This window comes from Klebsiella sp. GFKo11, assembly GCF_056490265.1.
Map to the genome: position 1 here is coordinate 5395481 of NZ_CM151369.1, position 18415 is coordinate 5413895.

Genomic DNA, 18415 nt, shown 5'->3' on the forward strand with positions numbered 1-18415 from the left:
TATTATATGTCTATAAGTCGTCAAAGACGCTAAGTGCGTCCGCAAGCTTCTTCACGCCAAAGATTTGCATCCCTTCCGGCGCTTTTTTCGGCACGTTGGCCGCCGGAACAATAGCCCGACGGAAACCATGTTTAGCCGCTTCTGAAATACGCTCCTGTCCGCTCGGCACCGGGCGGATTTCGCCTGCCAACCCCACTTCGCCGAAGACCACCAGATCCTGCGGTAGCGGTCGGTCGCGCAAGCTGGAAACCATCGCCAGCAGCAGCGCCAGATCGGCGCTGGTCTCGGTGACCTTCACCCCGCCGACAACGTTGACGAACACGTCCTGATCGGCCATCTGCAGGCCGCCGTGACGGTGCAGCACCGCCAGCAGGATGGCCAGACGGTTTTGCTCCAGCCCCACCGCCACGCGGCGCGGGTTAGACATCATCGAATGGTCGACCAGCGCCTGGATTTCCACCAACAGCGGGCGAGTACCTTCCCAGACCACCATCACCGAACTACCGGAGGTCACTTCATCCCCGCGACTCAGGAAGATGGCCGATGGGTTACTAATCTCACGCAGGCCCTGCTCGGTCATGGCGAATACGCCCAGCTCATTGACTGCGCCGAAGCGGTTTTTATGGCTACGCAGAGTACGGAAACGGGAGTCAGCATCACCATCAAGGAGAACAGAGCAATCGATACAGTGCTCCAGCACTTTTGGCCCGGCCAGCGAACCATCTTTGGTGACGTGGCCGACCATAATAATCGCCACACCGCGAGTTTTAGCAAAGCGCGTTAAATAGGCTGCCGTTTCACGCACCTGGGCCACGCTGCCCGGCGACGACTGCACGTCGGCCATATGCATCACCTGGATGGAGTCGATAACCATCAGTTGCGGCTTTTCTTCGTCAGCAATCTGGCAGATTTGCTCAATGCTGGTTTCAGACAACATATTGAGATTCGCAGTCGGTAGCGCTAAACGATGAGCGCGCATCGCCACCTGCTGGAGCGACTCTTCCCCGGTGACGTACAACGTTTTCATGCCTTCTGACAGCTTGCACAGGGTTTGCAGCAGCAGCGTCGATTTACCCGCGCCAGGGCTGCCGCCAATCAGAATCGCGCTGCCCGGCACCACGCCGCCACCGAGCACGCGGTCGAACTCTTTAAAGCCAGTCGAAAAACGCGGCAGCGCTTCCAGGCTGATCTCAGAGAGTTTCTGCACTTTAGAGACGCCAGCATTCCCGGCGTACCCTGACAGACGCTCATTTCTTGCCACCTGCGGCGAAGCGGCAATGCGCATCTCGGTGATGGTATTCCAGGCATGACAGGCGCTGCACTGCCCCTGCCAGCGCGGATAATCCGCACCACATTCATTACAGACAAATGCGCGTTTTGGAGCTTTCGCCACGTTAACCTCTTACTTTTGATTCATGCTGCCGGAGAGAATACAGAACACCCCCATCAGGTCAGCATGGCGGATTGTCACTTCCGCCAGTTCATTCACTTTTGGTTTCGCATGATAGGCGATACCGAGGCCTGCCGCTTTAATCATCGGCAAATCGTTGGCGCCATCGCCAATCGCCACGGTTTGCGCCGACGGGATCTCATACTTTTCCGCCAGTTTGCGCAGCGTATTGGCTTTAAATTTGGCATCAACGATATCGCCAAGGACGTTGCCGGTCAGCTTCCCGTCCATGATCTCCAGCTCGTTGGCAAACACTGCATCGAGATGCAGCTTATCGCGCAGATACTCGGCGAAGAAGGTAAAGCCGCCAGAGGCGATGGCCACTTTCCAGCCGAGACTTTCCAGCTTCAATACCAGCTGCGTCAGCCCAGGCATCAGCGGCAAAGTCTCACGTACCTGGAACAAAATATTGGCGTCGGCATCTTTCAGCGTCGCCACGCGCTGGCGCAGGCTGGCGGTAAAATCAAGTTCGCCGCGCATGGCGCGTTCTGTCACTTCCGAAACCAGCTCACCGGTTCCTGCCAGTTTGGCGATTTCATCAATGCACTCAATCTGAATCGCCGTCGAGTCCATATCCATTACCAGCAAACCCGGCGTGCGCAAATGGGGGATTTTGCCCAGCGGCGCGACGTCCAGCCCGGCGTCATGCGCCAGACGGGTCGCTCGTAACGTTAACGAACCAGCCAGACGAATCACCTGGTAGTCATCAACCGTCCAGGAGGCAACGATAACCAGCGCTGCGCCCAGCTCACGCTGCCATTCCGTCAGACGACGCTTGTTAAGGCCGCGGCCATACAGCAGCCAGCCGCTGCGTCCAGCATGGTAATCCAACGGCATGACCTCATCACCGCTCAGGGAAAGCGGCAATCCAGGCCACTGGGAAACATCTTCAGGCAGGTCGCACCAGGTCAAACTGTTTGGCATCACGGCTCCACATCACTTCATTCAGGCGAGGAAAATAACGCATGAGGCTACCTTGTAACCAGCGCTTCTGGCAACATTAAGCTGCAAATTTTCAAAGGTGGAATATGGTACGCGCAAAACTTAAATTCCGGCTGCACCGCGCTGTTATTGTTCTGATCTGTCTCGCACTCCTCGTCGCCCTGATGCAGGGTGCGTCGTGGTTCAGCCAGAATAGTCAAAAGCAGCGCAACCCGCAGTTAGAAGAACTGGCTCGCACGCTCGCTCAACAGGTAACGTTAAACCTGGCACCGCTGATGCGTAACGAAACGCCCGATGAAAAGCGGATTAGCCAGCTGCTGGAGCAGCTTACCCACAAAAGTCGGATACTGGACGCTGGCGTTTATGACGAACAGGGCGACCTGGTCGCGCGTTCCGGCGAAAGCATCGAGGTGCGCGATCGGCTGGCGCTGGACGGTAAAAAAGCGGGAGGTTACTTCAATCAGCAAATCGTCGAACCCATTCAGGGTAAAAACGGCCCCCTCGGCTATCTGCGCTTGACGCTGGATACCCATACGTTAGCCACCGAAGCCCAGCAGGTGGATAATACCACCAATATCTTACGCCTGATGCTACTGCTGTCGCTGGCCATCGGCGTGGTGCTAACGCGCACTCTGCTGCAAGGTAAACGTACCCGCTGGCAGCAATCCCCTTTCCTGCTCACCGCCAATAAGCCGGTGCAGGATGAAGATAAAGATGAATCAGAATAAGGAAATCGCTATGTCCACGCTGCGCCTGCTGCTCTCCGACTCCTACGACCCGTGGTTCAACCTCGCGGTTGAGGAGTCGATTTTTCGCCAGATGCCCGCCACGCAACGGGTACTGTTTCTGTGGCGTAATGCCGATACGGTGGTTATCGGCCGCGCACAAAACCCATGGAAAGAGTGCAATACCCGACGCATGGAAGAAGACAACGTGCGCCTGGCGAGGCGCAGCAGTGGCGGCGGCGCGGTGTTCCACGATCTGGGCAATACCTGCTTTACCTTTATGGCCGGTAAACCGGAGTACGATAAGACGGTCTCCACCAATATTGTCCTGACGGCGCTGAATTCGCTGGGGGTCACGGCGGAGGCCTCCGGGCGCAACGATCTGGTGGTGAAAACCGCCGAGGGCGACCGCAAGGTCTCCGGCTCCGCCTATCGCGAAACAATGGATCGCGGCTTCCACCACGGTACCCTACTGCTGAACGCGGATTTAAGTCGTCTGGCTAACTATCTGAATCCTGATAAGAAAAAGCTACAGGCAAAAGGGATCACCTCCGTACGCGGGCGCGTGGCGAACCTGGTCGAACTGCTGCCAGGCATTACGCATCAGCGGGTCTGCGAGGCGATTCAGGAGGCATTCTTTGCCCACTATGGCGAACGCGTTGAGGCTGAAATTATCTCTCCTGACAAAATGCCGGATCTGCCGAATTTTACCGATACCTTTGCCCGCCAGAGCAGTTGGGAGTGGAACTTTGGCCAGGCCCCCGCCTTCTCTCACCTGCTGGACGAGCGATTTACCTGGGGTGGCGTAGAGTTGCATTTCGACGTCGAGAAAGGCCATATCACGCGAACTCAGGTCTTTACCGACAGCCTGAACCCGGCCCCGCTGGAAGCGCTGGCCGCCAGATTGCAGGGCTGCCTGTATCGCGCTGATATGCTGCAGCAGAAGTGCGATGCATTATTAGTGGATTTCCCGGAGCAGGAGAAAGAGCTGCGGGAGCTATCGGCGTGGATTGCCGGGGCGGTGAGGTAACGACTCTTCCAGCATGGCACCTTCATTCCTTGTCAGTTCATCATTTCTCCCACTTAAAGGAATGGCTGCATGATTGACGCGATAAAACAAGAGCAAGCTGTTGCGCTCGTCATGGCTCAGCAAAAAGTATCGTGGCTTGCTGCGGTGCGTATCTATAAACACTTATCTCGTACTGATGCAGCAAAAATGTTGAACATCACCCCGGAATCACTTGCTCGTATTGAAAAAAAAGAACAAATAAGCACTGCTGTGAGAAGCCGCATGGCTGAAATTTATGGATGCCCGGAGGCCCTGCTTGTATGTCCATCATGGATGCAAGGTCGAACTGCATGAATAGATACCTGGATAGATATCTGAATAAATTAAAATCACATCACAATGAAAAGTATGGATAAATATTAAGAATGCGAAGATTTATGAATAAATACTTCGATAAAAAAAGCCGGATGACGGCTACGCCTTATCCGGCCTACAGGTTTTTGCGCAGGCCCGGTAAATGCAGCGCTACCGGGCGACACAATACTTACTCTTTATCGCCCAGCAGAACGGATTCCAGCGCGATTTTGATCATATCGTTGAAGGTCGTCTGACGCTCAGCAGCGCTGGTCTGCTCGTGGGTACGGATATGGTCAGATACGGTGCAGATAGTCAGCGCTTTCGCCCCGAACTCCGCAGCGACGCCGTAGATACCGGCCGCTTCCATTTCTACGCCCAGAATGCCGTATTTCTCCATCACGTCGAACATCTCGCCGCCGTCCGGTGCATAGAACAGGTCAGCAGAGAAGATGTTACCGACGCGCGCGTCGACGCCCAGCGCTTTTGCCGCATCAACCGCGTTACGCACCATACCAAAGTCTGCGATTGCCGCGAAGTCATGGTCTTTAAAACGCATACGGTTAACTTTAGAGTCGGTGCAAGCCCCCATACCGATAACCACGTCACGCAGCTTAACGTCCATACGCACGGCACCGCAGGAGCCGACACGGATGATTTTCTTCACACCAAAGTCGGTGATCAGCTCTTTCGCGTAAATGGAGCAGGACGGGATACCCATGCCGTGGCCCATAACGGAAATTTTGCGGCCTTTATAGGTGCCGGTGAAGCCCAGCATGCCGCGCACGTTGTTCACTTCACGTACGTCTTCAAGGAAAGTTTCTGCAATGTGCTTCGCGCGCAGCGGGTCGCCCGGCATCAATACGACGTCAGCGAAATCACCCATCTCGGCGTTAATATGTGGAGTTGCCATCTTCAGTTCCTTTTTTAATTTTTTTGCCGGGCGGCGGCGAGCCTTGCCCGGCCGACATTCTTTTCTCCCTCTCCCCGTGGGAAAGGGCCGGGGGTGAGGGCACCAGGCCTCACCCAACCTGACTCAGAACATAGCCTTACCATATTCCATGTCGGAAGTGCCAAAGTATTTAGCAAGGGTCTGCCCGATATCCGCGAAGGTTTCACGGTGACCAAGCGAACCCGGTTTCACTTTCGGGCCATAAACCAGCACCGGAATGTGTTCACGGGTATGGTCAGTACCGGTCCAGCTTGGGTCGCAGCCGTGGTCGGCGGTCAGGATCAGAATGTCATCTTCACCCACCAGCTCCATCAGCTCAGGCAGACGGCGATCGAACAATTCCAGTCCGGCGGCGTAACCCGCGATATCACGACGATGGCCCCAGGAAGAGTCGAAGTCGACGAAGTTAGTGAAGACGATGGTCTCGTCACCCGCTTCTTTCATCTCTTTGATGGTGGCGTCAAACAGCGCATCCAGGCCGGTCGCTTTCACTTTTTTAGTGATACCGCAGTTGGCGTAGATATCGGCGATTTTACCGACAGAAACGACCTGACCATTTTTCTCGTCGACCAGCTTCTGCAGCACGGTCGCCGCAGGTGGCTCAACAGCCAGGTCATGGCGGTTGCCAGTACGCTGGAAGTTACCCGCTTTATCACCGATAAACGGACGTGCGATAACGCGACCGATGTTGTAGCCGCCTTCGGTCAGCTCTTCACGGGCGATTTCACACAGCTCGTAGAGTTTATCGAGACCATAAGTCTCTTCATGGCAGGCAATCTGGAATACCGAGTCAGCAGAGGTATAGAAAATCGGCTTGCCGGTTTTCATATGCTCTTCGCCCAGTTGGTCGAGGATAACGGTACCGGAAGAGTGGCAATTGCCGAGATAGCCCGGCAAATTAGCGCGCTTAACCAGTTTATCCAACAACTCCTGCGGGAAGCTGTTTTCATGCTCCGGGAAGTAACCCCAGTCAAACAGAACCGGCACACCGGCAATTTCCCAGTGGCCTGACGGCGTATCTTTACCAGAAGAGAGTTCATGCGCCCATGCGTAAGCGCCAATCACTTCCGCATTACCGTCCATTCCGGCGGCAATTTTGCCGGTAGAACCTTCATGTGCTTTCACCAGACCCAGACGAGTCAGGTTAGGCAAATTCAGCGGGCCTTTGCGACCGTTATCAGCCTCGCCTTTGGCGCAGGCTTCTGCAATATGGCCCATGGTGTCTGAACCTACGTCGCCAAAGCGATCCGCATCTTCAGTCGCACCGATGCCGAAGGAGTCCAGCACCATAATAAATGCACGTTTCATATTATTCTCCGTACCTTTTGCGCTGCAAAAAAGCGATCAGATCAGTATATAACTATTCAGTGATACGACGATAGACCGTTGGCGTAATTTCAGGCGCTTTATCGTCGAGTTTAATAGCCGCTTTGACTGCTTTGGCGGCTTCCTGCCAGCTGTTTTCATCCTTAGCATGGATAACTGCCAGCGGCCGCTGCGTGTCTACGCTGTCGCCAGGGCGGACCATATCGGTGAAACCCACGCTGTAATCAATCAAATCCGATGCCTGACGGCGACCGCCGCCCATGGATACCACCGCCATACCGAGTGCCCGAGTGTCCATTTCCGCGACAAAGCCAGCACTTTCGGCGTAGACCGCTTTGCTCAGCATCGCGGTTGGCAGGTAGTTGTCGTAGTTTTCGATAAAATCGTTCGGCCCTTTCTGCGCGGCGACCATTCGACCAAAGACTTCTGCAGCTTTACCGTTATCCAGTACCGTCTGCAGTTTTGCCCTCGCATCGGCGTCGTTATCCGCCAGCTTGCCGGAAATCAGCATTTCAACGCACAGCGCCATGGTGACATCGAACAGGCGCGGGTTGCGGTATTCACCCGTCAGGAATTGTACCGCTTCACGCACTTCCACCGCGTTACCGGCGCTGGAAGCCAGCACCTGGTTCATGTCGGTCAGCAGTGCGGTGGTGCGCACGCCCGCGCCGTTGGAAACGCCAACGATCGCTTCGGCCAGCGCAGCGGAAAGCTCATAGGTCGGCATAAACGCGCCGCTACCGACTTTCACATCCATGACCAGCGCGTCCAGACCTTCAGCCAGTTTTTTGGCCAGAATCGAAGCGGTAATCAGCGGGATGGAGTCCACCGTCGCGGTAATGTCACGGGTGGCATAAAAACGTTTATCCGCCGGTGCGAGTGAGCTGGTCTGCCCAATAATCGCCACGCCGACGTCTTGAATAATTTCGCGAAAACGGCTGTCGTCCGGGAAGATATCAAAGCCCGGAATCGCTTCCAGTTTGTCGAGGGTGCCGCCGGTATGACCGAGACCGCGCCCGGAAATCATCGGCACATAGCCGCCGCAAGCTGCGACCATAGGCCCCAACATCAGTGAGGTAACATCACCTACGCCGCCGGTGGAGTGCTTATCGACGATCGGACCGTTGAGATTAAGGCTCTTCCAGTCCAGAACGGTTCCTGAATCCCGCATCGCCATGGTCAGCGAAACCCGTTCTGGCATAGACATATCGTGGAAAAAGATGGTCATCGCTAGCGCGGCGATCTGGCCTTCTGAGATGGTGTTATCGCGGATGCCGTTGATGAAAAAGCGAATTTCTTCATCGCTCAGCGCATGACCATCACGTTTTTTACGAATTATTTCTTGTGCGAGAAACACGGTAACCCCCGATTAATCAGGTTAAATGCAGCGGAAAACCCACTGCAATGAATGATTACTCTAAATAATTCGAGTCGCAGGAAGGCGGCAAGGGAACTCATCCCCAGGAGCTTACTACAGTAAGTGATTGGGGTGAGAGAGTGCAGCTAACGCACCTGCGGCTTGAAGTATGACGAGTAATTAGTAGCTGCTTGCGCTCTTGCCGTCGCCATGGCCCAGCGCTTTCAGCAGGCTTGCCAGCAGGCTGGATGCGCCAAAGCGGTAGTGGCGAGAGTCAGCCCAGTCGGCCCCGAAAAGTTCGTCGGCAATCGCCAGGAATTGCTGCGCGTCTTCTGCACTACGCACCCCGCCAGCCGGTTTGAAACCAACGGTTTTTTCCACGCCCATATCACGGATGACTTCCAGCATGATGCGAGCACTTTCCGGTGTGGCGTTTACCGGCACTTTACCCGTTGACGTTTTGATGAAATCCGCACCGGCCTTGATAGCGATTTCAGAAGCTTTGCGAATCAGCGCTTCTTCTTTCAGCTCGCCGGTTTCGATAATCACTTTCAGCAGCACGTTTGCCGCCGCGCAGGCTTCTTTACAGGCTTTCACCATGTCAAAACCAACCTGCTCATTGCCCGCAATCAGCGCGCGATAAGGGAACACGACGTCTACTTCATCGGCACCGTAGGCAATTGCCGCACGGGTTTCCGCCAGCGCGATATCAATGTCATCGTTACCGTGCGGGAAGTTGGTGACTGTCGCAATGCGGATGTCCGGGGTACCCTGCTCGTTCAGCGTCTTACGCGCAATGGGGATAAAACGCGGGTAGATACAAACCGCAGCGGTGTTACCTACCGGAGTTTTTGCCTGATGACACAGGGCGATCACCTTTTCATTAGTGTCGTCATCATTCAGGGTGGTCAGGTCCATCAATTTCAACGCGCGCAGGCTGCTTGCAGATAAATCTGTCATTTCATACTCCGACGGCCTATTGCCGATTTAAAGTTTGTTCACCTTGCGAGTCTGTTACTATTGTAACATCACCTCGCAGTCACACTTCGATATACATCACAGTTAATGAAAACTCATTACTAATTTTCATTATTGTAATGTGATAAAAATCACATAATAAAACTCAACAGATACATCACAAGCCCGAAACTCTCTTTAAGCATAATCAGGATTCTTGAGCCTGCGATAATGTTATTATAATAACATAACAACGCACTACAACTCGACATCGGTGCGCACATTTTGTGCGAAAAAATACCATTAAATCCATTATCAATTGATAATTAATGATTTTATTTCAATTAAAAAATGATGGAATTTTAACAATCAGAAGAGAGATGCCAGCGGCGACATTGCCGCTGGCATCCTGGGAGTTAACAGCGAAGTTATAACGCGAGGAATACGCCGGCAATTGTGGCGCTCATCAGGTTAGAGAGCGTACCCGCCGCAACGGCCCGCATGCCTAATTGAGCAATTTCCTGGCGGCGGCTGGGAGCCATACCGCCCAACCCGCCAATCAGAATCGCTATCGACGACAGGTTGGCAAAACCACACAAAGCAAATGAGATGATGGCCTTAGTTTGCGTTGAAATCACCTGCAAGCCAGCAGCGGCCACCTCGGCATCAGCCTTGAGATATTCGCCAAAGTTCATATAAGCAACAAACTCGTTAATGATCAGCTTCTGGCCGATAAATGAACCAGCCACGGTTGCCTCGCTCCACGGTACGCCAATCACCCACGCCAGCGGCGAGAAGACCCAGCCAAGGATCATTTGCAGCGACAGGTCCGGATGGTTAAACCAGCCACCTACGCCGGAGAGAATACCGTTGACCAGCGCGATCAGCGCGATAAACGCCAGCAACATCGCGCCCACGTTAAGCGCCAGCTGCATCCCGGAAGCGGCACCGGACGCGGCAGCGTCCAGAACGTTTGCCGGAGCCTCTGGATCGGCGTCATTTTTTTCCAGCGCCGGATCATCATGAGGCTGCTCGGTTTCGGGCACGATAATCTTCGCGAACAGCAGACCACCCGGTGCCGCCATAAACGAAGCGGCAATCAGATATTCCAGCGGCACGCCCATCTGGGCATAACCTGCAAGAACCGACCCCGCAACAGAGGCCAGACCGCCACACATCACCGCAAACAGTTCAGAGCGGGTCATGGTCGCAATATAAGGACGTACCACCAGCGGCGCTTCGGTTTGGCCGACGAAGATATTCGCCGTCGCGGAGAGCGATTCCGTGCGCGAAGTTTTCAGCACCGCACGCAGCGCCCCGCCGAGAATGCGGATGACAAACTGCATAATGCCGAGATAGTAAAGTACGGCGATCAGCGAGGAGAAGAAAACGATGACCGGCAGAACGCGCAGAGCAAAAACAAACCCACCGCCACCGAATACCTCAAACATCTTATCGGAAACCAGCCCGCCAAAAATAAAGCTGATGCCCTCGTTGCCGTAAGCAATGACGTTAGCAACGCCGTTCGACATGGCCAGCAGCGCCGTGCGCCCGGCCGGTACGTAGAGAATTAGCGCACCGATCCCCACCTGGAGGATCCATGCACCGAGGACAGTACGAAGGTTGATGGCTTTTCGATTACTGGAGAGGAGCACAGCGATGGCTAACAGCACCACCATGCCGATAAGTCCCATGAGAATTTGCATACAGAGTCCCTGTGTATTGATAGTTCAGCCTTAAAACCTCGCGATTATAACGACATGAAACCATCACGCTCATCTCAGCTCACACATTTTAAGCAAAACAATGAGATAAAAAGGTAAGAATGAGATCTAAATCACTCAGTAGAGCATCACAGGATAGAAAAAACCTCTTTTGTATTATGAATCAGAGCATTAGCGATTTCATTCGCAGACTCCTGGCGCAGCTCACACAGGGTGGCGAAAACGCGAGCAGCCTGCTCAGGCCGGTTCGGGTGCCCCTGAAAGCCATTTAATGGCATATCCGGCGCATCGGTCTCCAACAGCAGCGCCGAAAGCGGCAGTTGCGCCATAACGTCGCGGGTTTTACTGGCGCGCGGGTAGGTAATCGTGCCGCCCACGCCAATTTTATAGCCGAGTTGCACAAAACGCTCCGCCTGCTGCAAGCTGCCAGCAAAGCCGTGCACCACGCCGGTTCGCGGCAAGGCATGTTTTTTCAGCAACATCGCCAGCTTATCGTGAGTACGCCTGGAGTGAAGGATTACCGGCAGATCATAGCGTTTCGCCAGGCGCAATTGCGCCTCAAATACGCTAAGTTGACGTTCAAATTGTGGATCTTCGCGATAGAGATCGAGGCCAATTTCACCGACTGCAACCAGCTTGCTGGGACGTTGAGCCAAATAGACCTCAAGTTGCTCCAGGCTACTCTCGTCATGCCGCTCAATCACGATGGGATGTAAGCCGAGCGCGGCATAGAGCGCATTATGTTGCTCCGCTAGCGCCAGGACGCGCTCAAAGTTGTCTGCTTCTATGGCCGGAACCACAATCTGCGTGACCCCAGCCTGCACCGCTCGGGCAATGCTGGCGGTTTCGTCGCCGGTAAAAGGGGGAAAGTCGAAGTGGCAGTGGGTATCAATAAATCGCAAGGTCACGCCAGATCCTCATTATTAAAGCTGGGGTCATTGGCCTGCGGTGCCGCAACAATCGGAGCCTGAAGGACCTCATTTGCTACCGGAGCCGGCGGGACTACCACCGTTTTGGGCACGGCAATTCGCGCCGCATGACGCAGCAGCGGCGGCCTGTCGGCCAGCAGTTTACCAACCGTAGCGAGGAAATAACGTCCGCATTGGCGTCCGGTCTTATAGTCCTCCAGCAAAGCGGGAAGGCGGCTTCCCAATGCCATACTTTTCAGTGGCTTCTGCGGATAAATCTCCAGAATGCGCAGCTTGCCCGGCGGTTTCTCAATAAACTGCTGCGTGGAACGATAAGTCGATTCATGATGCTGCACCAGATTCACGAACGGCTGTAGGCTGCTTTCCCCAAGCCAGCGCTCCATACGTTTGAACCACTGCGGGGTATAGTACATCTGGGAAGGAACCGTGCGGATCACCACGATAGTTTGCGCCCCGCGGCGGGCTGCTTCCTGAACAGGGATCGCATCGCTGACGCCGCCATCAAGATAGCTCACTCCATCCAGCATCACGCCGCTACGATAAAAACCCGGAATGGCGCTGGAGGCGCGAATCAGGTCAAGCCAGGTCTGCTGGGTTGGCGCAAAATAATTCGGCGTATAGTCATCACCGCGGCAGGCACACATCCAGAACTGTTTCCCTTGGGCAAAACGATCTTCAGCGTAGGTCATCGCCAGCGGCATCTTTTTCGCGGTGCTGTCCACCAGCCAGTCGAGGTCAATAAGGTTACCGCCGCGCACAAAGCGCATCGGGTCGAAAAACTCGCGGGCAGTGGTATAACGCGTGATGACTTTGCGGGCATAGCCAGGCTGGTTGCACATATAGGCCGACAGATTTTGCGCCCCGGCAGAGGTGCCAAACATCATGTCGAAAGGGTTGAATCCCGCGCGCATAAATTCGTCCAGAACCCCGGCGGTAAAAATCCCTCTCTGTCCACCCCCTTCGCACACTAGCGCAAGTTTGCCCGGCTGAAAGGGTTTTACAGATAATGGCGTGATATTGCCCAGCGTTACGGGAATGCGATGTCCCACCCTGCTTTCCTGTCTTACTTATTATATAAAATAAAGGTAACGCAATTTTTAACGCCCTGAAACTGCGAAAGCCAGTCACATTGACTGGCTTTATGTAAGACGGTATTTCACGGGTTAACGTCTAGGGACGCCGACGCCCGGTAAAAAGGCTGACCAGAAACAGAATAATACCGACGATGAAAACAATTTTAGCAGCCCAGGCAGCGGTACCCGCCAGTCCACCAAAGCCCAGAGCAGCGGCAATTAACGCGATCACCAGAAAAATAATGCCCCATCTAAACATACGTCTCTCCTTACCATAGTTAATGACGGTCGATTTTCTGCGCACTCAGGCCGCGCATACACAACCCTGTGGTGCTACACATCCTGCGGAAAGGCCGCAGAATAAATTCTTTTAATAATGGATTTATTTAACGCTAACATCGTTCTTCACGCTTTTGACGCCGGAAACGGCTTTAGCGATATCTTCCGCGCGGTCTGACTGTTTGCTGGAAGCCACTGTGCCGGATAAGTGCACAACGCCATCAGTGGTTTCCACCGTCACATTTCGTGATGGCACGATATCGTCAGCTAATAGCTTAGCTTTAATCTCGCTGGTCACCGCCGTGTCACCGGCATAGCCCTTCAGTGAAGCAGACTTTTCATTCTGCACGCTAAGTTTGTCGTTAACCGAGGTCACGCCTTCAACCCCTTTCGCCACGCTAACCGCCTGCTCTTGCTGCGTTGTGCTATCGACCGTACCGCTCAGCGTGACGACTTTGTTCTCGGTCTTCACAGAGATATCAGTACTGCGAATATCTTTATGATCGATAAGCGCCGCCTTCACTCTGGCAGTAATGGTGCTATCGTCCATAAAATTCCCGACTTTGTTCATCGAGCTATCAACAGCTTGCCCCGCGCTACTGGCAGCAGATTTTGCGCTATCAACCGTCGAGCTTTCCGCATATGCCGAGGCGCTGATGATGGCTGAGCCTAAGAGGAGGGCCAGTGCTGTCCTGGCGTTCTTTGGTCTTGTCATTGTGAGTTCCTCGTTATTTCTAAACAGGTAAAGCAAAATAAGTAGTCTATTAAGCTAAGTTTCCAAAAATTACTTATTAAATGTAGTAGAAACACGAGAGAGTGCGGCGGGAGAGCGTAAAAAAACGCGCAAAACGGTAAGAATTAAGAACTTTCCAGAAAGGTCAAACAGAAGGAAAAACAACGTGGAGCGCGGTGAAAGCCGCGCTCCTGAGTCAATTAGTGCTCGCGAGTTTTACGGAACTGAACGTCAGGATAACGTTCCTGCGTCAGATTCAGGTTAACCATTGTTGGAGCGATATAAGTGAGGTTATCACCGCCATCAAGGGCTAACTGAATTTCGTTCTTACGCTTGAATTCCTCGAATTTCTTCACGTCTGAACACTCTACCCAGCGCGCCGTCGCCACGTTAACGGACTCGTAGATAGCCTCAACGTTGTACTCACTCTTCAGGCGGGAAACGACCACATCAAACTGCAGCACACCGACGGCACCCACTATCAGATCGTTATTGGCAATCGGACGGAATACCTGCACCGCACCTTCTTCAGAAAGCTGTACCAGCCCCTTCAGCAGCTGTTTTTGCTTCAGCGGATCTTTCAGGCGGATACGACGGAACAGTTCCGGGGCGAAGTTCGGGATACCGGTGAACTTCATCATCTCACCTTGCGTAAAGGTGTCGCCGATCTGAATCGTACCGTGGTTATGCAGACCGAGAATATCGCCCGGATACGCCTCTTCAACATGCGAGCGGTCACCGGCCATAAAGGTCAGCGCATCGGAGATAACCACGTCTTTACCGATTCGAACCTGGCGCATTTTCATGCCCTTTTCGTACTTGCCGGAAACTACGCGCATGAAAGCCACGCGGTCACGGTGTTTCGGATCCATATTGGCCTGAATTTTAAACACGAAGCCACTGAACTTCTCATCCTGCGCTTCGACCAGGCGGGTATCGGTTTTGCGCGGCATCGGCGCAGGTGCCCATTCCACAAGGCCATCCAGCATATGGTCAACGCCGAAGTTACCCAAGGCGGTACCGAAGAATACCGGAGTAATTTCACCGGCCAGGAACAGCTCTTTATCGAACTCGTTGGACGCGCCCTGCACCAGCTCCAGCTCGTCGCGCAGCTGCTGCGCCAGATCGTCACCAACGGCCGCATCCAGTTCCGGATTGTTCAGGCCCTTAACGATGCGAACTTCCTGAATGGTATGGCCTTTACCGGTCTGGTACAGGTAGGTTTCATCTTTATAAAGATGGTAAACACCCTTGAATAGCTTACCGCAGCCAATTGGCCAGGTGATCGGCGCACAGCCGATTTTCAGCTCGCGCTCGACTTCATCCAGCACTTCCATCGGATCGCGGATGTCACGGTCAAGTTTGTTCATAAAGGTCAGGATCGGCGTATCGCGCAGACGGGTAACTTCCATCAGCTTACGGGTTCGATCCTCGACGCCTTTCGCGGCATCGATAACCATCAGGCAGCAGTCCACCGCCGTCAGAGTACGGTAGGTATCTTCCGAGAAGTCTTCATGCCCCGGGGTATCTAACAGGTTCACCAGGCAGTCGTGATACGGAAACTGCATTACGGAGGTGGTAATGGAGATACCACGCTGCTTTTCCATCTCCATCCAGTCGGATTTGGCATGCTGGCTGGAACCACGGCCTTTAACAGTACCGGCAGTCTGGATCGCCTGTCCGAATAACAGCACCTTCTCGGTGATGGTGGTTTTACCGGCATCCGGGTGAGAAATAATGGCAAAAGTGCGGCGCTTGGCCACCTCCTGCAAAAAAGGAGACAACGTCATAGTTCAATCTTCTTGAGTAAGCACGGCTATGCGCCACGCATGTTGAATACGAAAAATTGCGGCTATTTTACTCATCAATGAGGGGGAGGCAATCAGTGTTTACACAGGAGTTGCTCCAGTTCGCTTAAAGAGGTCACCGTCCAGTCAGGCTGAAGATCCGCAGGCAGTTCGCGCTGATGAGGATTGAACCAGCAGGTCGCCAGACCGGCGTTCACGCCGCCGCGAATATCAGACTCCGCCGTATCGCCAACCATCAGAACCTGCGAGCGCTCCGGGTTGCCCGCCTGCGTCAGCGCATAATCAAAGATGCGCGCATCCGGCTTCGCCACCCCAACCTCTTCGGAAATAATCAGTAAATCAAAGTGATCGCGTAGCCCGGTTCGTTCGAGACGCGTCTGCTGCAGCGAGGTAAAGCCGTTGGTGATGATGCCCATTTTTACCTTTCCCTGCAGCGCATTGAGCAGCGACACCGCGCCCGGTAGCGGCGAGCAGATCTCCGCCATCGCATTCATAAAAGCGGCATTCAGCTCACCTGGCGGCACGCTCAGGCGTTCAGCCCAACCATCAAAGCGCTGATGCTGAAGCTGAAGGGATGTGATGGCACCGTTTTGATAATCCACCCACAGCGGCTTATTCACGGCCTGGTAATCCTGAAAATCCTCAGCGGAGAAGGTCACGCTATAGTCGAGAAACATCCGCAGTAAGCCGGTAAACGAATCAAACGTAAACAGCGTTTCGTCGGCATCAAAGAAAATCCAGTCCCACTTCATCATCTCACCTTGTCTTACATACTGATTGGCAGTGCCATAATTATTGCGTCCTCACGTCCGTCGACCGTGGGGTAATAGTTGCGGCGAATAGTCGCCTCGTTAAAGCCTAAGCTTTCATAGAGCGCGATGGCGGCGACGTTAGACGCGCGCACCTCCAGCCACAGCGTGACGACGCCGCGTTTTTCTACTTCATCAATCACATGTTCCAGCAGTTCCCGACCCAGGCCACGACGCTGAAAAGCGGGGTCAACGGCGATATTGAATAGCGTCGCCTCGTCGAGCACAATTTGCGTAATCGCAAAAGCCGCCATCTCGCCGTCCACCACTAACTGAAGGTTCAGATAGCGCTCGCCCTGATTGCTGGCAAACGTCTGCTCGCTCCAGGGAAAGGCATGGGCGCGTGTTTCTATTTGCCAGGCACGGGGCAAATCAGCCGTGTTGAGGGTAGAAATCGTTTTCATGTGTGCAGATTTGTTGCCAGAGCGCCTGGCGTGCGGGCGTGCTGGTCTGAAGTTCATCGAAAGCGGGCGAGGATATCTGTGCGCCCGCCAACAGCAACGGCGCATCAGTACCCAGCCGCCAGCTATTACAGCGGGCATCCTGCGGCAACATCGCCACGCGTTCAGGAGTCAGTTGCATAACCTGCTCCGGCGTCAGGGCCAGCGCACGTAAAATATCGCTGATTAGCGGCTCAGTCAGTGATGGCAGAGCTTCCGCCACCATCACCAGACGGATATGTCCAGGAAGCGAGATAGCGATTTCACCCTGTAACGCCCCAGGACGACGTAGCGACCACTGGGTAATACCCAGTTGCTGTAATTGCCAGTCTCGTCGGGATGTCATAGCGAAACACTCCTGTTAATCAAGCGCGCAATATAGCAAATCCGTCGTATCTGCGCCAACAATCACGTGCCCAGCGGATTGCATATCGCCCCAACAAAGAGGCAGCCTGAAAGATAACGTGTATAATCGCCGCCAGTCTCAATGAAGGAGTGTTTCATGTCTGCTTTTACCCCGGCAAGTGAAGTCTTGCTGCGCCACAGTGATGATTTCGAGTCCGCCCGCGTTCTGTTTGCCGGTGATCTGCAGGATGACCTGCCCGCCCGTCTGGATACGGCTGGCAGCCGCGTCCATACCCAGCAGTTTCACCATTGGCAGGTACTGAGCCGCCAGATGGGTGAAAATGCGCGTTTTAGCCTGGTGGCTGAAGCCAGCGACGTTGCTGATTGCGATACGCTGATTTACTACTGGCCAAAAAATAAGCCAGAAGCTCAGTTTCAACTAATGAATCTGCTTTCGCTGCTGCCAACAGGTATCGATATTTTCGTGGTTGGCGAAAACCGCAGCGGCGTACGCAGTGCGGAGCAGATGCTGGCCGAATATGCGCCGCTGAACAAGATCGACAGCGCACGCCGCTGTGGGCTGTATCACGGCCGCCTGGAAAAACAGCCAGCATTTAATCCAGAGCAGTACTGGGGCGAATATCCGCTGGAAAACCTGACGATTAAAACGCTGCCGGGCGTGTTCAGCCGCGATGGTCTGGACATCGGTAGCCAACTGCTGCTCTCAACCCTGACGCCGCATACCAAAGGCAAAGTGCTTGATGTCGGCTGCGGTGCTGGCGTGCTGGCAACCGTGCTGGCAAGCCATTCACCGAAGGTTCGCTTAACGCTCTGCGACGTAAGTGCCCCGGCGGTAGAAGCCAGCCGCGCCACCCTTGCCGCAAACAGCATTGAAGGTGACGTTTTTGCCAGCAACGTCTTCTCTGAAGTGAATGGTCGCTTCGATATGATTATCTCTAATCCGCCGTTCCACGACGGACTGCAGACCAGCCAGGAAGCGGCGCAAACGTTGATTCGCGGGGCGGTTCGACATTTAAATAGCGGTGGTGAACTGCGTATTGTCGCCAACGCCTTCCTGCCTTACCCGGATATCCTGGATGAGACCTTCGGTTTCCACGAAGTGATCGCCCAGACTGGCCGGTTTAAAGTCTATCGTACGGTTATGACTCGTCAGGCGAAAAAGTAACGTTCTCCTGCTCCGGC

At 54.1% G+C, this 18415-nt stretch carries 19 protein-coding genes; 4 read left to right on the forward strand and 15 right to left on the reverse strand.

Annotated features, from left to right (window positions below):
* Nucleotides 1-10: 10 nt before the first annotated feature.
* Together radA and serB are read right to left on the reverse strand one after the other, a co-directional pair.
* A complete protein-coding gene (radA, locus tag AC07P6_RS25890; protein WP_110272687.1) occupies nt 11-1393 on the reverse strand; it encodes a DNA repair protein RadA in 1383 nt (460 codons plus the stop codon).
* A gap of 9 nt (nt 1394-1402) precedes the next feature.
* Nucleotides 1403-2374, reverse strand: coding sequence for a phosphoserine phosphatase (gene serB, locus AC07P6_RS25895; protein WP_478314999.1), 972 nt, complete (start codon nt 2372-2374; stop codon nt 1403-1405).
* A 104-nt stretch (nt 2375-2478) separates the two neighbouring features.
* Between serB and AC07P6_RS25900 the strand changes: the two genes are divergently transcribed.
* From AC07P6_RS25900 to AC07P6_RS25910, 3 genes are all read left to right on the forward strand, one after another.
* Nucleotides 2479-3120 carry a YtjB family periplasmic protein gene (locus AC07P6_RS25900; protein WP_110272689.1) on the forward strand — a complete coding sequence of 214 codons (642 nt, stop codon included), beginning with the start codon at nt 2479-2481 and terminating at the stop codon, nt 3118-3120.
* A gap of 10 nt (nt 3121-3130) precedes the next feature.
* The gene (gene lplA, locus AC07P6_RS25905) at nt 3131-4147 is read left to right on the forward strand and encodes a lipoate--protein ligase LplA (protein ID WP_434664256.1); all 1017 of its coding nucleotides are present in this window, start codon (nt 3131-3133) and stop codon (nt 4145-4147) included.
* A gap of 69 nt (nt 4148-4216) precedes the next feature.
* Nucleotides 4217-4480 (forward strand): helix-turn-helix domain-containing protein, encoded by a 264-nt coding sequence (locus AC07P6_RS25910; protein ID WP_182207132.1) that lies wholly within the window; start codon nt 4217-4219, stop codon nt 4478-4480.
* 190 nt (nt 4481-4670) lie between these two features.
* On the opposite strand, the gene deoD is transcribed toward AC07P6_RS25910, so the two are convergent.
* The 13 genes from deoD to AC07P6_RS25975 form a co-directional block, all read right to left on the reverse strand.
* Nucleotides 4671-5393, reverse strand: a complete 723-nt coding sequence (gene deoD, locus AC07P6_RS25915; protein ID WP_182236147.1) for a purine-nucleoside phosphorylase — start codon at nt 5391-5393, stop codon at nt 4671-4673.
* A gap of 123 nt (nt 5394-5516) precedes the next feature.
* Complete coding sequence (gene deoB / locus AC07P6_RS25920) at nt 5517-6740, reverse strand: phosphopentomutase (RefSeq protein ID WP_182236145.1); 1224 nt, start codon at nt 6738-6740, stop codon at nt 5517-5519.
* A gap of 52 nt (nt 6741-6792) precedes the next feature.
* Nucleotides 6793-8115 (reverse strand): thymidine phosphorylase, encoded by a 1323-nt coding sequence (gene deoA / locus AC07P6_RS25925; RefSeq protein ID WP_434660224.1) that lies wholly within the window; start codon nt 8113-8115, stop codon nt 6793-6795.
* Between the two features lie 180 nt (nt 8116-8295).
* Nucleotides 8296-9075 carry a deoxyribose-phosphate aldolase gene (gene deoC, locus AC07P6_RS25930; protein ID WP_478315000.1) on the reverse strand — a complete coding sequence of 260 codons (780 nt, stop codon included), beginning with the start codon at nt 9073-9075 and terminating at the stop codon, nt 8296-8298.
* Nucleotides 9076-9500: 425 nt separating this feature from the next.
* Nucleotides 9501-10778: a NupC/NupG family nucleoside CNT transporter gene (locus AC07P6_RS25935; RefSeq protein WP_182236139.1), complete on the reverse strand. Its 1278-nt coding sequence runs from the start codon at nt 10776-10778 to the stop codon at nt 9501-9503.
* Nucleotides 10779-10924: 146 nt separating this feature from the next.
* Nucleotides 10925-11704 (reverse strand): metal-dependent hydrolase, encoded by a 780-nt coding sequence (locus AC07P6_RS25940; protein WP_304255761.1) that lies wholly within the window; start codon nt 11702-11704, stop codon nt 10925-10927.
* Entirely contained in the window at nt 11701-12774 is a 1074-nt protein-coding gene (locus AC07P6_RS25945) for a patatin-like phospholipase family protein (RefSeq protein ID WP_478315001.1), read from the reverse strand. Before AC07P6_RS25945 ends, AC07P6_RS25940 begins: the two co-directional genes overlap by 4 nt.
* 121 nt (nt 12775-12895) lie before the next feature.
* Nucleotides 12896-13057, reverse strand: coding sequence for a DUF1328 domain-containing protein (locus tag AC07P6_RS25950; protein WP_071200058.1), 162 nt, complete (start codon nt 13055-13057; stop codon nt 12896-12898).
* A gap of 123 nt (nt 13058-13180) precedes the next feature.
* On the reverse strand, nt 13181-13792 hold the full coding sequence (gene osmY / locus AC07P6_RS25955; RefSeq protein ID WP_478315002.1) for a molecular chaperone OsmY: 612 nt from the start codon (nt 13790-13792) through the stop codon (nt 13181-13183).
* Between the two features lie 218 nt (nt 13793-14010).
* Nucleotides 14011-15600 (reverse strand): peptide chain release factor 3, encoded by a 1590-nt coding sequence (gene prfC, locus AC07P6_RS25960; RefSeq protein ID WP_110272698.1) that lies wholly within the window; start codon nt 15598-15600, stop codon nt 14011-14013.
* A gap of 92 nt (nt 15601-15692) precedes the next feature.
* Complete coding sequence (yjjG, locus tag AC07P6_RS25965) at nt 15693-16370, reverse strand: pyrimidine 5'-nucleotidase (protein WP_478317093.1); 678 nt, start codon at nt 16368-16370, stop codon at nt 15693-15695.
* A gap of 14 nt (nt 16371-16384) precedes the next feature.
* Nucleotides 16385-16831: a ribosomal protein S18-alanine N-acetyltransferase gene (gene rimI / locus AC07P6_RS25970; RefSeq protein WP_110272700.1), complete on the reverse strand. Its 447-nt coding sequence runs from the start codon at nt 16829-16831 to the stop codon at nt 16385-16387.
* Nucleotides 16800-17213, reverse strand: a complete 414-nt coding sequence (locus AC07P6_RS25975; protein ID WP_304255754.1) for a DNA polymerase III subunit psi — start codon at nt 17211-17213, stop codon at nt 16800-16802. Before AC07P6_RS25975 ends, rimI begins: the two co-directional genes overlap by 32 nt.
* Before the next feature lie 156 nt (nt 17214-17369).
* Here AC07P6_RS25975 and rsmC point away from each other — a divergent pair, with 156 nt between their 5' ends.
* A complete protein-coding gene (rsmC, locus tag AC07P6_RS25980) occupies nt 17370-18398 on the forward strand; it encodes a 16S rRNA (guanine(1207)-N(2))-methyltransferase RsmC (protein ID WP_434660232.1) in 1029 nt (342 codons plus the stop codon).
* The last annotated feature ends 17 nt before the right edge of the window (nt 18399-18415 follow it).

Coding starts and splice junctions, on each gene's coding strand:
- serB (WP_478314999.1), bottom strand. CDS start 2,374: ATGCCAAACAGTTTGACCTGGTGCGACCTGCCTGAAGATGTTTCCCAG.
- AC07P6_RS25900 (WP_110272689.1), top strand. CDS start 2,479: ATGGTACGCGCAAAACTTAAATTCCGGCTGCACCGCGCTGTTATTGTT.
- lplA (WP_434664256.1), top strand. CDS start 3,131: ATGTCCACGCTGCGCCTGCTGCTCTCCGACTCCTACGACCCGTGGTTC.
- AC07P6_RS25910 (WP_182207132.1), top strand. CDS start 4,217: ATGATTGACGCGATAAAACAAGAGCAAGCTGTTGCGCTCGTCATGGCT.
- deoD (WP_182236147.1), bottom strand. CDS start 5,393: ATGGCAACTCCACATATTAACGCCGAGATGGGTGATTTCGCTGACGTC.
- deoB (WP_182236145.1), bottom strand. CDS start 6,740: ATGAAACGTGCATTTATTATGGTGCTGGACTCCTTCGGCATCGGTGCG.
- deoC (WP_478315000.1), bottom strand. CDS start 9,075: ATGACAGATTTATCTGCAAGCAGCCTGCGCGCGTTGAAATTGATGGAC.
- AC07P6_RS25935 (WP_182236139.1), bottom strand. CDS start 10,778: ATGCAAATTCTCATGGGACTTATCGGCATGGTGGTGCTGTTAGCCATC.
- AC07P6_RS25950 (WP_071200058.1), bottom strand. CDS start 13,057: ATGTTTAGATGGGGCATTATTTTTCTGGTGATCGCGTTAATTGCCGCT.
- osmY (WP_478315002.1), bottom strand. CDS start 13,792: ATGACAAGACCAAAGAACGCCAGGACAGCACTGGCCCTCCTCTTAGGC.
- prfC (WP_110272698.1), bottom strand. CDS start 15,600: ATGACGTTGTCTCCTTTTTTGCAGGAGGTGGCCAAGCGCCGCACTTTT.
- yjjG (WP_478317093.1), bottom strand. CDS start 16,370: ATGAAGTGGGACTGGATTTTCTTTGATGCCGACGAAACGCTGTTTACG.
- rimI (WP_110272700.1), bottom strand. CDS start 16,831: ATGAAAACGATTTCTACCCTCAACACGGCTGATTTGCCCCGTGCCTGG.
- AC07P6_RS25975 (WP_304255754.1), bottom strand. CDS start 17,213: ATGACATCCCGACGAGACTGGCAATTACAGCAACTGGGTATTACCCAG.
- rsmC (WP_434660232.1), top strand. CDS start 17,370: ATGTCTGCTTTTACCCCGGCAAGTGAAGTCTTGCTGCGCCACAGTGAT.